Annotated in this window: 12 protein-coding genes; 4 read left to right on the top strand and 8 right to left on the bottom strand. The window is 47.9% G+C overall.

The window, feature by feature from the left end; all coding sequences use genetic code 11:
• Nucleotides 1-87: 87 nt before the first annotated feature.
• The 3 genes from ESB13_RS12940 to ESB13_RS12930 are packed head-to-tail and all read left to right on the top strand — an operon-like array spanning nucleotide 88 to nucleotide 2858.
• On the top strand, nucleotides 88-1161 hold the full coding sequence (locus ESB13_RS12940) for a class I fructose-bisphosphate aldolase (RefSeq protein ID WP_129003923.1): 1074 nt from the start codon (nucleotides 88-90) through the stop codon (nucleotides 1159-1161).
• Nucleotides 1162-1221: 60 nt separating this feature from the next.
• Nucleotides 1222-1659 carry an OsmC family protein gene (locus ESB13_RS12935; protein ID WP_129003921.1) on the top strand — a complete coding sequence of 146 codons (438 nt, stop codon included), beginning with the start codon at nucleotides 1222-1224 and terminating at the stop codon, nucleotides 1657-1659.
• Between the two features lie 32 nt (nucleotides 1660-1691).
• Complete coding sequence (locus ESB13_RS12930; RefSeq protein WP_129003919.1) at nucleotides 1692-2858, top strand: trans-sulfuration enzyme family protein; 1167 nt, start codon at nucleotides 1692-1694, stop codon at nucleotides 2856-2858.
• A gap of 219 nt (nucleotides 2859-3077) precedes the next feature.
• On the opposite strand, the gene ESB13_RS12925 is transcribed toward ESB13_RS12930, so the two are convergent.
• On the bottom strand, nucleotides 3078-4211 hold the full coding sequence (locus ESB13_RS12925; protein WP_129003917.1) for a hypothetical protein: 1134 nt from the start codon (nucleotides 4209-4211) through the stop codon (nucleotides 3078-3080).
• Nucleotides 4212-4417: 206 nt separating this feature from the next.
• Nucleotides 4418-5089 carry an OmpA family protein gene (locus tag ESB13_RS12920; RefSeq protein ID WP_129003915.1) on the bottom strand — a complete coding sequence of 224 codons (672 nt, stop codon included), beginning with the start codon at nucleotides 5087-5089 and terminating at the stop codon, nucleotides 4418-4420.
• Nucleotides 5090-5212: 123 nt separating this feature from the next.
• Here ESB13_RS12920 and uvrA point away from each other — a divergent pair, with 123 nt between their 5' ends.
• Nucleotides 5213-8089 (top strand): excinuclease ABC subunit UvrA, encoded by a 2877-nt coding sequence (gene uvrA / locus ESB13_RS12915; RefSeq protein ID WP_129003913.1) that lies wholly within the window; start codon nucleotides 5213-5215, stop codon nucleotides 8087-8089.
• Here uvrA and ESB13_RS12910 read toward each other — a convergent pair.
• Genes ESB13_RS12910 through ESB13_RS12885 form a run of 6 tightly spaced genes read right to left on the bottom strand, consistent with a single transcriptional unit; the run spans nucleotide 8067 to nucleotide 13746 of the window.
• Entirely contained in the window at nucleotides 8067-8534 is a 468-nt protein-coding gene (locus tag ESB13_RS12910; protein WP_129003911.1) for a GNAT family N-acetyltransferase, read from the bottom strand. The two genes, uvrA and ESB13_RS12910, sit on opposite strands and share 23 nt — an antisense overlap.
• Before the next feature lie 34 nt (nucleotides 8535-8568).
• The gene (locus ESB13_RS12905) at nucleotides 8569-9837 is read right to left on the bottom strand and encodes a replication-associated recombination protein A (RefSeq protein WP_129003909.1); all 1269 of its coding nucleotides are present in this window, start codon (nucleotides 9835-9837) and stop codon (nucleotides 8569-8571) included.
• A gap of 2 nt (nucleotides 9838-9839) precedes the next feature.
• The gene (locus tag ESB13_RS12900) at nucleotides 9840-10343 is read right to left on the bottom strand and encodes a hypothetical protein (protein WP_129003907.1); all 504 of its coding nucleotides are present in this window, start codon (nucleotides 10341-10343) and stop codon (nucleotides 9840-9842) included.
• 43 nt (nucleotides 10344-10386) lie between these two features.
• Nucleotides 10387-11331: a transglutaminase family protein gene (locus ESB13_RS12895; protein ID WP_129003905.1), complete on the bottom strand. Its 945-nt coding sequence runs from the start codon at nucleotides 11329-11331 to the stop codon at nucleotides 10387-10389.
• 9 nt (nucleotides 11332-11340) lie between these two features.
• Complete coding sequence (locus ESB13_RS12890; protein WP_129003903.1) at nucleotides 11341-12282, bottom strand: alpha-E domain-containing protein; 942 nt, start codon at nucleotides 12280-12282, stop codon at nucleotides 11341-11343.
• A gap of 18 nt (nucleotides 12283-12300) precedes the next feature.
• Nucleotides 12301-13746: a circularly permuted type 2 ATP-grasp protein gene (locus ESB13_RS12885; protein WP_129003901.1), complete on the bottom strand. Its 1446-nt coding sequence runs from the start codon at nucleotides 13744-13746 to the stop codon at nucleotides 12301-12303.
• Between the last annotated feature and the right edge of the window lie 58 nt (nucleotides 13747-13804).

The following is a 13804-nucleotide window of genomic DNA, read 5'->3' as shown; positions in this document are numbered from 1 at the left end:
AACCGGGCCGCTGTTGTAAGGGCGGACTATTGTAATTACCGGTAGGCAGGATTATTGCGGGAATCAATGGCAGGAAAATATTATACTATGACTTTTGAAAAAATTACCGCGTTGCTTGGCGATCAGGCAGCCAGCTTGTTGGAGCATAACTGCTCAACAGTTTCCAAAGACCAGTTATTACTGCCCTCTCCCCAGTTTGTAGATACGGTGTTCGGCATATCGGACAGGAATATACCTACGCTGAAAAGTCTTGGTGCGTTGTTTAATACCGGCAGGCTGGCGGGTACGGGTTATCTTTCCATACTGCCTGTAGATCAGGGCATTGAACATAGTGCAGGCGCTTCTTTTGCACCTAATCCCATTTATTTCGATCCCGAAAATATTGTAAAGCTGGCTATCGAGGGCGGGTGTAACGCTGTAGCTACCACTTTTGGTGCTTTGTCGTTTGTGGCGAGGAAATATGCGCATAAAATTCCGCTGATCGTAAAGCTCAACCATAACGAATTGTTGACCTATCCCAATAAATATGACCAGATCATGTTTGGTTCTGTAAGAGATGCCTGGAATATGGGCGCTACAGCTGTGGGCGCTACCATTTATTTTGGTTCACCGGAATCGGACCGGCAGATCGTTGAAGTGGCACATGCTTTTGAGGAGGCGCATTCTCTTGGAATGGCAACGATACTCTGGTGTTATATCCGCAATAACGCGTTTAAAAAGGATGGCGTGGATTATCATGTGTCTGCCGATCTTACGGGCCAGGCTAACCACCTGGGAGTGACCATTAAAGCGGATATCATAAAGCAGAAGCTGCCTGAAAATAACGGTGGCTTCAAGGCGCTGAACATGGGCGGCAGCAGTTACGGCAAACTGGATGAAAGAATGTATACTCAACTGGCTTCCGGTCATCCTATTGATCTGTGCCGTTACCAGGTGCTCAACTGTTATAACGGGCGTGCGGGACTGATCAATTCCGGCGGTGCATCCTCAGGCGAGTCCGATCTGAAAGAAGCGGTAACAACGGCTGTCATCAACAAAAGAGCAGGCGGTATGGGGCTGATATCGGGCCGGAAGGCGTTTCAGCGTCCTTTGGCCGAAGGGGCTCAGTTACTTCAGGCTATACAGGATGTTTACCTCGAAAAGCAGGTGACAATAGCCTAGGTCAAAAAATGCTGAACCAGCGGTGTTTAGTTCTATCTTTGCCCCACAAATTTTTTTGCTATGGCTTTAATAGAATTATCCCGCACACAGGGGGAGTATGGCTTTACGGCAACAGATACCAACAACCAGCAGCTCCGCATGGATATTCCCGTGGAGAAAGGCGGTACCGGCAATGGTTTCAGACCTATGCAGGTATTGCTGGCAGGTTTGGGAGGATGCAGCGCGGTTGACGTTGTTTCTATCCTTCAGAAACAAAGGCAGGAAATAACAGATTTCTCTATTCATATCGACGGCGAACGCGAACCCGGCAAAGAACCTTCGCTCTGGCAAGACGTAACCGTTGTGTTTGACCTTACCGGCAACATCGATGAAACCAAAGCCTATCGTGCGGCAGAACTGTCTATGAACAAATACTGTTCTGTTGCCGAAACATTACGCCGCGCCGGAGGTGACCTCAAATGGCAGGTAAATGTGAATGGTAAACCTGTAACTGTGTAAACATAGATCTCAATAGCCCCAAAAATCTCAACATGCCGCATCCTAATACCAACGCTATCCGTATTCAGACACAGCGTACTGATGAAAACGAACACAGCACGCCTTTGTTTATGACCTCCAGCTTCCGTTTCGACAGTGCAGAGGATATGCGTGATGCTTTTAATGAAGTTAACGACCATAACATCTATACCCGTTTCAGTAACCCTACCGTACAGGAGTTCACCGATAAGATGTGTGCCCTGGAGGGCGCGGAAGCAGGGTTCTCCTGCGCCAGTGGTATGGCGGCCATCTTTGGAACGTTTATGACCTTCCTGCAAAGCGGGGATCATATCTTAAGCTGTTCTTCTGTATTCGGCTCTACACATACTTTGCTGACGAAGTATATGCCTAAATGGGGCATTGAATACTCCTATGGCGAAGCAAGCGATATAGACAGCTGGGAGGCGCTGATAAAGCCCAATACCAAACTGATCTATCTTGAAACGCCAACCAACCCCGGCCTGGATATCGTTGATATGGAAAAGGTGGGTAAGCTGGCTAAAAAGCATAACATCATCTTTTGTGTCGATAACTGTTTCGCTACGCCTAATCTTCAACGCCCTATAGCATTCGGCGCCGACCTGGTGGTGCATTCCGCTACCAAATGGATAGATGGCCAGGGGCGTGTATTGGGAGGTATTGTTGTTGGTAAAAAAGAACTGGTTCGCGAGATCTACCTGTTCTGCCGGAATACCGGTCCTTCTATGGCGCCATTCAATGCATGGGTATTGACCAAAAGTCTTGAAACGCTCGATGTGCGTATGGAAAGGCATTCCAACAATGCTGAAGCATTGGCTAAGAAACTGGAAGGCCATCCAAAGCTGAATGGTGTGAAATATCCTTTCCTGCCAAGTCACCCGGCATACGAGATCGCGAAGAAGCAAATGAGCCGTGGCGGTGGTTTGATCACGTTTGAATTAAAAGGTGGTTTGAATGCCGGCGTAACCTTTATGAATGCGCTGAAAATGATCACGCTTACTTCAAACCTGGGAGACAGCCGCACCATTGCATCGCATCCTGCTTCTACTACCCATTCCAAACTCAGTGAAGCGGATCAGCTGGCTGTAGGTATTACGCCGGGGTTGATCAGGGTGTCTGTAGGTCTTGAGTATATCGATGATATTGCTGCAGATATATTGCAGGCGCTGGAGCAGTGCTAAAACTAATGCAAAGAAGCACTGACACCATGTGTGCTGAAGATCTTATGTAATACTATTTGAATATTGAAGTGCTATTTAAGAAGGGTGGGCGTATCATTTCCTGATATGCTCACCCTTCTTTGTTTTTGCATTTGAGGTTAGTTATGATATAGTGCAGCATCTAAGCCGGCCATGTGAAAGTGTTTGCGGCTATTGCGGGCGGCGTCATTTATCAATCTTTTACTTCTTTTCTTCCCTTACAAATACGCTAAAGGCTTCACCCCCTCCGCCATTGTTTTCGAGGCGGGTTTCCTGGTTGTTTTTCCAGAGAACGGGGTATAATGGATAGCTGGGGTCATCCAGTACGATGTTGCCAACGGCGTAGAAGTCGTTTCCAAACACGCAAAGATCAGCTGCATAACTGGCCCAATAACTTTTGTCGGCGATGTAGGTGGGTACCTGGTTTTTCCAGATAACGGCAAACCTTTCGTCCATACCGGCTACATAAAAGTCTGTGCCAATGCGGAGAATGGCGTTGGCGCTGGCGTTATGTGTTTTTCCATCGGTTAGTGCTGTACGGGTTTTGTTGTTCCACAACAGCGCTTGTCTTGTTTCCCGGGTGTTCATCGGTGTTTGAGTGCCGGAAGCGTAAACGCCATTGCCGTCTGCAATGATGCCGGAGATAACATTTTTATACAGGCCATCGCTGAGTGATACGGCGACCCCATTCTTCCAGTATTTGGCGACTTCGATGGAGGAGCGATTCCATTCCGAGCCCCCGCAATAAATATCGCTGCCGTGTTTGGTGATACTGAAGATGTAGGCATTATAGAGGCCATCTGTGAGGGAGAGGGCTACGCCGTTTTTCCAAAGGGTAGCGACTGATTTGTTCAGGCGGTCGCCTTTTCTTGCGAAACCGCCTATGTATACGTCTGAGCCATCTACTATGATAGAATAGGCTACGGCGTCGGTTTTGCCATCGCTTAATGCGGTGGGGACGCCATTTTTCCAGAGCATGGCTTTGCGGATGAGGGGATCGTCGGTGTATTCAAATCCTACTGCATAGAGATCGTCGCCAACGGCAACAACATCCTGTGCGCGGGCATGGTGTGTGCTGTCTGTTAGTACGATGGGTACTCCGTTGCGCCATATGACTGCAAGGCTGACGGCTGTAAATACGCCATCCCTGAAGACGCTGTAATAGCCGGCTACATATACTGCAGTATCTGTTTTCACTGGCTCATTAGGTGGAACTGGCGGTTCAGGAGGCGGTATTACAACATGGTTGCCGCCCTCTTTACTGTATTCTTTTGTACAGGCAATGAGTTGTGCGCATACCAGGAATGCAAGGAAAATCTTTAAAAGGAACTTCATAAAGGTTATAGGTGATATATTACAAAAATTCCTCTTTTTTCTGAATTGCCAATTATTCTTTTTAAAAATAATATAAGGAATGGAGTAGAGATGACTGGCTGACGGGGTAGGGGAGTGAGAATCAGGAAGTTGGGGTGAATGCACAAAAAAACGAGGCTGTGTTTTAATTGACACAGCCTCGTTTCTCTTAACGTTTACAGATCTTATTATTGATTAGCCTGTTGTGCGGCTTCTGATTTCATTTTTTCGTTGGCGGTGATCACGAATTCTACGCGGCGGTTTTGCGCGCGGCCGTCTTCGGTATCGTTGGTGTATTTGGGGGCGTTAAAGCCAAAACCCCTGGTAGTGATACGGGAAGAAGCGATGCCATGTGATTTCACATAGCTGGCAACTGATTCTGCACGTTGTAATGACAGCTTGTCGTTATAAGCGGCAGTACCTTTGTTGTCGGTATGTCCCTGAACTTCTACGTTGGTATCGGGATAAGTGTTCAGCACTTTAATGAGTTTATCCAGAGAACCGCGGGAGGCATCGGTAAGGCTGTAGCTGTCGAATCCGAAGAGTACTTTACTGCTGAATTCAACGGTAATGCCTTCGTTCACCCTTTCTACTTTAGCATCAGGAACCTGGGTTTTGATATCTTCTGCCTGTTTGTCCATTTTACGGCCGATGATAGCGCCGGCTGTGCCACCTACGGCAGCGCCGATAATGGTTCCCAAGGCAGTGTTGCCTGATATTTTGCCTATAACGGCACCGGCAGCGGCTCCGCCGCCTACGCCTACAGCTGCGCCTTTCTGGCTATTGTTCCAGGTTTTGCAGGAAGAAAATAATATTACGGCGCTCAACAGGCCCGTTACTGACATTTTCAGGGTTTTCATAACTTTCATGTTTTAGATCAGGGTAGCCAATTACTATGCCATTTTCAGATTTCAGACCATAACTTTTTCTTCAACAATATCTAACGTACTTTGTTCTACCTTCGATGACCGACACAAGTTATTATGGCAGTTAAAGAAAAGAGTCTCCCCGAAACAGTGGCAGAAGCGACGGAAAAAATTGAGGTATTTGGCGCCAGGGAACATAACCTGAAAAATCTTGATATAAGTATTCCTAAGAATAAACTCGTTGTATTTACAGGCGTGAGTGGCAGTGGCAAATCGTCGCTGGCTTTCGATACTATTTATAACGAAGGACAGCGCAGGTATATGGAAAGCTTCAGCGCCTATGCCCGCCAGTTCATGGGCGATATGGAACGGCCTGACGTGGACAAGATCCTTGGCCTGAGCCCGGTTATATCTATCGAACAAAAGACCACCAATAAGAATCCCCGCTCCACGGTAGGTACTATTACCGAATTATACGATTTCCTGCGTTTGCTTTATGCACGTATAGGCGAAGCTTACAGCTACAATACGGGCAAGAAGATGACCAAGTTCAGCGAAGAGGAGATCGTTGACAACATATTCAAAAAATTTAAAAGTAAGAAAATAACGCTGCTGTCTCCGTTGGTGCGTGGCCGTAAAGGGCATTACCGCGAGCTTTTTGAAGAGATCCGTAAAAAGGGTTTCTTAAAGGTGAGGGTAGATGGCGAGGTGCTGGATATCACACCCCGGATGCAGCTCGACAGGTACAAGATCCATGATATTGAGGTGGTAATTGACCGTTTACAGGTGACCGATGATATGAAGGTGCGCCTGAGCCAGAGTGTACAGCAAACGCTGAAGTCGGGCAAGGACCTGATGTTTTTGCTGGTAGATGGCGGGTCCAAAGAAGATATCCTGGTGCAGTACTCAAAGCAACTGATGTGCGTAGATACGGGCATCAGTTATGAAGAACCTTCTCCCAATGCGTTTTCCTTTAACTCGCCCTATGGTGCGTGCCCTTCGTGTAAAGGATTGGGAAATGTATACTCTATAAGTATGGAGGCTATTTTGCCTGAACCGGATAAAAGTATCCGTGAAGGTGGTATAGCGCCGCTGGGGGAAGAGCGGGAAGCACATATGTTTAAAACTGTTGCACAAATTGCCCGGAAGAATAAGATCAGTCTCGATAAACCGGTGAAGGATCTTCCTGCAGCCGGTCTTAATATCCTGCTTTATGGTAATGCCGAAGGCGGCAGCCAGGAGGTAGAAGATTTTGATGAATCGATGGCGTCGACGCCTTACGATGGTGAGTTTGAAGGGATCATTCCCATGATCCGCCGCTGGTTTGCGGGCAGCAGTGAAAGTACCCGGGAGTGGGCAGAACAGTTTATGGAACTTAAAACCTGTCCTGCCTGCGAAGGCGCCCGTTTAAAAAAGGAAAGTCTCTGGTTCAAGGTCGATGAAAGGAATATTGCGGAGGTAAGCTCCCTGAACCTTGATAAGCTGATGACCTGGTTTACAGGTATCGAGAAAAGGCTTTCCGATAAGCAGAATGCAATAGCAAAAGATATCCTGAAAGAAATAAGGGAAAGGTTACAGTTCCTGCTTGATGTAGGGCTTACTTATCTTACGCTGAACAGGCCTTCCCGTACGCTCAGCGGTGGTGAATCGCAGCGTATAAGGCTGGCAACGCAGATAGGATCGCAGTTACAGGGGATTACTTATATTCTCGATGAACCTTCCATTGGTTTACACCAGCGCGATAACCACCAGTTGATTGTTGCATTGCGTAACCTGCGTGATATTGGCAATAGTGTACTGGTGGTGGAGCATGATAAGGATATTATGCTGGCGGCAGATTACCTGGTTGATATAGGTCCGCGTGCAGGCAAGTATGGCGGTCATATCGTTGCCCAGGGCTCTCCTGAGCAGGTGCTGCGTGCGCCATCCGATACGGCTTCTTACCTGAACGGTAAAAAGGGTATTGAAGTACCGGCAACCCGCAGAAAGGGTAACGGGCTTCATCTTGAACTGAAGGGCGCTACCGGTAATAACCTGAAGAACATATCGGTGAAATTCCCGCTTGGTAAGCTGGTACTGGTAACCGGCGTGAGCGGCAGCGGTAAGAGTACGCTTATTAATGAAACTTTGTATCCCATCCTCTCCAAACATTGTTATAACAGCCGGATGACACCGCTGCCTTATAAAAGTGTAAAGGGGTTGGAGCATATTGATAAGGTGATAGAGATTGACCAGTCGCCTATTGGCCGTACGCCAAGAAGTAACCCGGCTACCTACTGCGGTTTCTTTACAGAGATCAGGCAGTTGTTCGCTGCCGTTCCTGAAGCCAAGATCAGGGGGTATAATCCCGGCCGGTTTTCGTTTAATGTAAAAGGTGGCCGTTGTGATGTTTGTGAAGGCGGCGGTATGCGGGTGATTGAAATGAATTTCCTTCCCGACGTATATGTGCACTGTGAAAAGTGTAACGGCAAAAGGTATAACAGGGAAACGCTTGAGATCAGGTATAAGGGCAAGTCGATCAGCGATGTGCTGAACATGACTGTTGATGAAGCGTGTGATTTCTTTGAAGCGGTGCCTTACCTGTTCCGTAAGATAAAGGTGTTGCAGGATGTGGGGCTGGGATATATAACACTTGGGCAGAGCGCGGTTACCCTTAGCGGGGGAGAGGCTCAGCGAGTGAAACTGGCTACAGAGCTGGCCAAGAAAGATACGGGCAAAACATTTTATATTCTCGACGAGCCTACTACCGGGCTTCACTTCCAGGATATTCAACACCTGCTTGAGGTGCTGAATAAACTGGTAGATCGTGGTAATACGGTATTAGTGATAGAACATAACCTGGATGTGATAAAGGTGGCCGATCATATTATTGATGTGGGCCTGGAAGGTGGTGATGGCGGCGGGCGCATCCTTTTTGAGGGTACACCCGAAGAGATGATCAAAAACAAAGAAAGCCATACTGCCCGTTTCCTTAAAACAGAGTTGAAGGGTTAGGTGTCAGCAGCATTTTGATATGCTCTATGCCGTCTTCGTCATATACTTCACTTACGGGAACGAAGCCAAAGGCTTTATAGAATTCTTTCAGGTAGAGTTGTGCGCCTATTTTAACGGGGCCAACGCCAAACAGGCGGGAACATTCTTCCAGCGCTATGTTGATGAGTTGCTTGCCGTTGCCCTGGCCGCGATAGGCGGGATTGGTAACAATTCTGCCTATTGAAGTTTCGGTATAGGATACGCCCGGGGGGACCAACCTGGCATAAGCGGCGATCTCTGTTCCATCGCGCAACAGCAGGTGATAGCAATACTGGTCTATATTATCTGCATCAAGATAAATGCAGCTTTGCTCAACCACAAACACCTCGCTGCGTAAACGCATGAATGCATAGATTTCGTGAGGGGCCAGGTCTTTAAAATGCCGGCAGGTGATGCTCAGTCTCATTCAGGAACATTTTGTTTAATAAAGGCAATAGCGTTTAGTATCCATATTTATCTTTCCAGCGTTCTCTCAGAAAGCGTCTGAGCTCTTCTTCCCTTGCGTTTTTGCCGGGGTCGTAGAATTTGGCTCCGCTGATCTTATCGGGTAAAAATTCCTGTTCGGCAAAGTTGCCTTCAAAGGAGTGTGCGTATTTATAATCTTTGCCGTAATCGAGATTTTTCATGAGCCTGGTAGGTGCGTTGCGCAAATGAAGCGGAACGGGCAGGTCGCCCTGCTTGTGTACGGTTGCTATGGCATCGCCTATGGCCATATAGGAGGCATTGCTTTTGGGCGATGATGCGAGGTAGATGGCGCACTGCGACAGGATGATCCTTGACTCGGGATATCCTATTTTGGTAACGGCATCGAAGGTGGCATTGGCCAACAGCAATGCGTTGGCATTGGCGTTGCCGATATCTTCGCTAGCAAAGATGAGCATCCTGCGGGCGATGAATTTTACATCTTCACCACCTTCTATCATACGTGCGAGCCAGTATACGGCGCCGTTGGGGTCGCTTCCGCGCATACTTTTGATGAAGGCGGAAATGATATCGTAATGCTGTTCTCCCTGTTTATCGTAAAGCGCTACTCTTTTCTGGGCAATAGACATGACAAGCTGGTCGGTGATGACGAGTTTATCGGCTGCCGGCGCTGAAAGCACTACCAGTTCGAACAGGTTCAGCAGCTTGCGCGCATCGCCGCCTGAGATATTGATGAGGGCGGCCGTTTCCTGTAGTTCTATATTGTATTGCTGCAATGTGCTGTCGTTTTGCAGCGCATGTTGCAGCAGTCGTACCATTGCTTCTTCCGTGAGGGCTTTGAGCACGTATACCTGGCTGCGGCTTAAAAGGGCCGCATTAACCTCGAACGAAGGGTTTTCGGTGGTGGCGCCTATTAATGTGATGGTGCCTTTTTCCACTGCTCCCAGCAGGGCGTCCTGCTGTCCTTTGTTGAAGCGGTGGATCTCATCTATGAATAAGATGGCCTGGGTTTGCTGTTTGGCCTGCTCTATTACTTCACGTACATCTTTTACTCCGCTGCTGATGGCGCTGAGCTGGTAAAAAGGTACTTGTAAGGTATGGGCCACAATATTCGCGATAGTGGTTTTACCCACACCCGGAGGGCCCCATAAGATCATGGAAGGAATAGTGCCTTTGTCTATTGCATTACGCAAAATACTCCCCTTTCCCGTCAGGTGTTCTTGTCCTACGAGATCGTCCAGTGTTTCAGGACGCATCCTTTCTGCAAGAGGTGTAGCGCTGCTCATAATTATTCTTCCTGTTTTTGCAGTTTCATTTGTTTCCGGACCAATAACAGTGTCCAGGTCACGTGAATGACCAGCACGGTGAATATAAAGAAGGCGATACAATAAGAAGCTGTTATGGCAAAGTCGATATAATCCTGGCGGGTACCCGGATTCACTTCTACCAGTTCTTTGAGGGTTGCCTTTGTTGCTTCTTTTCTTGCCGGCAATATCAGGTCCAGTGCGCTGTTCACAACGGCAAACAAAGTTGCTATCAATGTAACAAAGCCATTTACCTGCAACCAGTCTCTTGAACGGGCAGTGTAGGGTTCTCTTTGTATGTAAACCTGCAGGAAGAATTTGCGGGAATGCCAATAATACAATAACACGCTAAGAATGATGAATAGCTGGAGTGCTGCTGAGAAGTCGACGAAAACGGCGAACAACAGCAGCAGGAAAACCGGAAAAAGCAGGAAACAAATGATAGATAAAATACCAGATAATAAACGATATAGCCCCAGACCTTTCATATTTTTTGAAATTCAGGCCTGCAAGATGCAATATTTTTCACGATTACTGCTGTTGATTCGCAAAACCTTCACTGTCACCGTCTTCTGTGGTTACGGAGCCATCTGTGGGCGTATTTACGTTGTTGATCTCTTCAAAAGTATGGCCGTCTTCGTAGCCAACGGAGACGTAGACCGAGAGTATTTGCCGGGCTGGGCCTTTGAAGGAGCCTTTTACGGGGGTACAGTCAATAAAATGGCGTCCTACGGCTAATTTAACGTGGTTATTGGTGACCCAGACGTTGTTGGTAGGGTCAATGCCTGCCCATCCGAATCCGGGGATCCAGGCTTCAATCCAGGCGTGTGTGGCGCCTTCGCCGCGCATGCCGTTTTTGTTGGGGCAGATATAGCCGCTTACATAACGTGACGGAATGCCCAATGTACGCAGGATATGCAGCATGAGGTGCGCGAAGTCCTGGCATACGCCTGCGCGGTGCTGGAGCACCTCGTCGACCGTGGTTTCTATATTGGTGATGCCTTTTATATACTGGAAGTGTTTGAAGATGTACTCTCCGCAGTATTCTACGGCGGCGGCAACGCTGCGGGCGCGTTCCTGAATATGAGCAGCTATTTCTTCAATTTCTTTTTGCAGGGCTATAGATTCTGCCGTAGCCAGTTCAAGCAGTTGCAACTGGCCATTCACTTCCTGCGCCAGCTGTTCGAAGCTGCCATGGAAGTTGATGCGCAACTGCGACGACGCCGTGGTACGAACCACCAGTTTGCTTTCTATCGTGAGCTCCTGGTGCAGGGGCAATACATTGAAGCTGCCAAAGCGGTTGCCCCAGTAATCGGTAAAGACCTGTACCTCGGGATGCCCCGATATGATCAGTTCATGCCTCAGCGTTTCCTGCTCGGGGCATTGATACGGATAGATCTTTATTTCGTTGGTGCTTTCTTTAACAGGCCGGTTGTATTCGTACCGTGTGATGTGATGTATATTGAAAATCGGCATATAATCGCATTAAGCATAAGAAAAGAAACATTGACCCAATCGTCTGCTGAAATCGAGCAGGTCTCTCTTCGTATTTTCAAAAAACTCCTGCAAAGTAACTGTATTCAGGTTACCCAGTTCAATATATCTTACATTACTGTAAAGACGGCCGAAACAACGTACCAGCGCCTTGTTTTCGGGCGATGGGTTCTGGCTTGTAATATCTTCCAGGTATTTGTCGATGCGGCTCAGGCAGTAGACCAGCGACCGTGTGAACTCGGGGCTGATGACCACCTGGTGTAATACGTTCTGGTTGTATTGCGTGGTGCGGTATTTCTTTAAATGCATTTCGTATCCGGAAAGGCTCAGCAGCAGGCAGCGCCACTGTATGATATCGCGGTTGGGGTAGAGGTTATAGCCGATGAGCCCAAACTGTTTTTCTGTAAGCTGAATGGTTTGCAGGCACCGTTCTATAAATCTTCCGAGGTTCATGAAGTTCCAGCCCATACCGCGCGACATGGTGCTGTCTATGACACCTGTATACAGGAGGCTATGGCGGGTAAGGTTGTCGATGACATCGAGCGCATTATAACTTCTGAGTCTTGCAGAAAGGGTGGGGTGGTTTACAAGATGGTACATCTGGTTCACCTGTTCCCATACTTCCTTGGTGATATGGTCCTGTACGCCGCGTGCGTTTTCGCGCGCTTTGGTAACGATCACCTTTAGTGAGTTTACATTTTGAGTGTCTACGATCAACTGTTGCAGTACGGCTTCGGTATCGCTGGTCATGAGCTGGATCTGGTCCTGCTGTGCACTTGTGAAAATTTCCAATACCGGTTGCCAGCTTTGCTGATCGTCGAGGCTTTTGTCTAACGACAAGATATAGTATGCCTTGATGGAGCGCAGCATACCATCGGCGCGCTCCATATAGCGGTTCATCCAGAATAAAGAATCAGCGATTCTGCTAAGCATGGTTAAAGTATATTAATCTTAATCTATAATCCAGGTGTCTTTACTGCCTCCTCCCTGTGAAGAGTTAACTATCAGCGAGCCTTCCCGCAGTGCAACGCGGGTGAGGCCTCCCGGAACGATCTGGATGCCGTTGGGGCCGCATAGTGCATAGGGACGTAAATCCACATGCCTGGGTTGTAGTTTACCATCTATAAAACAGGGTACAGTAGACAATTTTACGATCGGTTGTGCAATAAAGCTTCGGGGATCTGCTTCTATAGCAGTTCTTGCACGCTGCCATTCTTCATCACTTACTTTATTGCCCATGACCATACCATAGCCGCCGGACTGGTTGGTGCGTTTTACGACCATGTTCTCAATGTTTTCGAAAACATGCTTACGTGCATCGGTATCGCTTAGTTCGTAGGTTTCTATGTTGGCTAAGATCGGGTCTTCGTTCAGGTAATATTTTATCATGGCAGGCACATAGGCATATACCGCCTTGTCGTCGGCAACCCCGTTTCCTACGGCGTTTACGATAGCTACGTTGCCTTTGCGGTAGGCGCTTAACAGGCCGGGCACACCCAATACACTATCGGGTTTAAACAGCAGCGGGTCGAGGAAGTCGTCATCCACACGGCGATAGATCACGTGCACCTGTTCGAGGCCTTTTGTTGTTTTCATGTACACCTTATGGTTGTCTACCACCAGGTCGCGGCCTTCTACGAGGGCGATGCCCATTTGTTTGGCCAGGAAAGTATGTTCGTAGTAGGCTGAATTGTAGATGCCGGGTGTGAGTAATACCACTGTAGGTGTAGAGATCTGCTGCGGCGCCAGGGATAACAGGATCTGGTGCAGCAGCAATGGGTAATTATGTACCATACGCACCTTGTTTGCGGCCAGCATATCGGGGAAGATACGTTTTGTGACCTCGCGGTTTTCGAGCATGTAGGAAACGCCGGAGGGAGTACGAAGGTTATCTTCCAGGATGTAAAAGCGGCCATCGCCGCCACGGATAAGGTCTATGCCCGAGATATGGACATAGATATCATAGGGCACTTTAATGCCGAAGACTTCGCGGATATAGTGGGGACAGGAGGCAATCAGCGACGCAGGTATTACCCTGTCCTTAATGATGTGCTGGTTGGAGTAAATGTCTTTCAGGAACATATTCAGCGCTTTCAGGCGCTGTTGAATGCCGCGTTCGATCTGTTGCCATTCGCGCCCGGTGATGATGCGGGGAATAATGTCGAAAGGAAAGATACGTTCAATGCCTGCATTGTCGCTATATACTGTAAAAGTGATCCCCTGGTTCATGAAAAGCTCACTTGCCAGCAGATCTTTCTGTTGCAATGTATTTACATCAAGCTGTTGCAAGGCTGCAAATACCTTTTGATAATGCTCACGGATTTCGCCGGTATCGCACATCTCATCCCACATGCCCTGATGGCATTTATATTGTGTTAATAGCTCTGCAAGGCTCATAAGCAAATTGGTTTTGTTAGCAGTTCGTTTCCTTAAATGCTTATGGCAAAAATTCGAA

Source organism: Filimonas effusa, from assembly GCF_004118675.1.
GTDB lineage: Bacteria > Bacteroidota > Bacteroidia > Chitinophagales > Chitinophagaceae > Filimonas > Filimonas effusa.
This window is presented reverse-complemented; position numbering and strand designations above follow the sequence as displayed.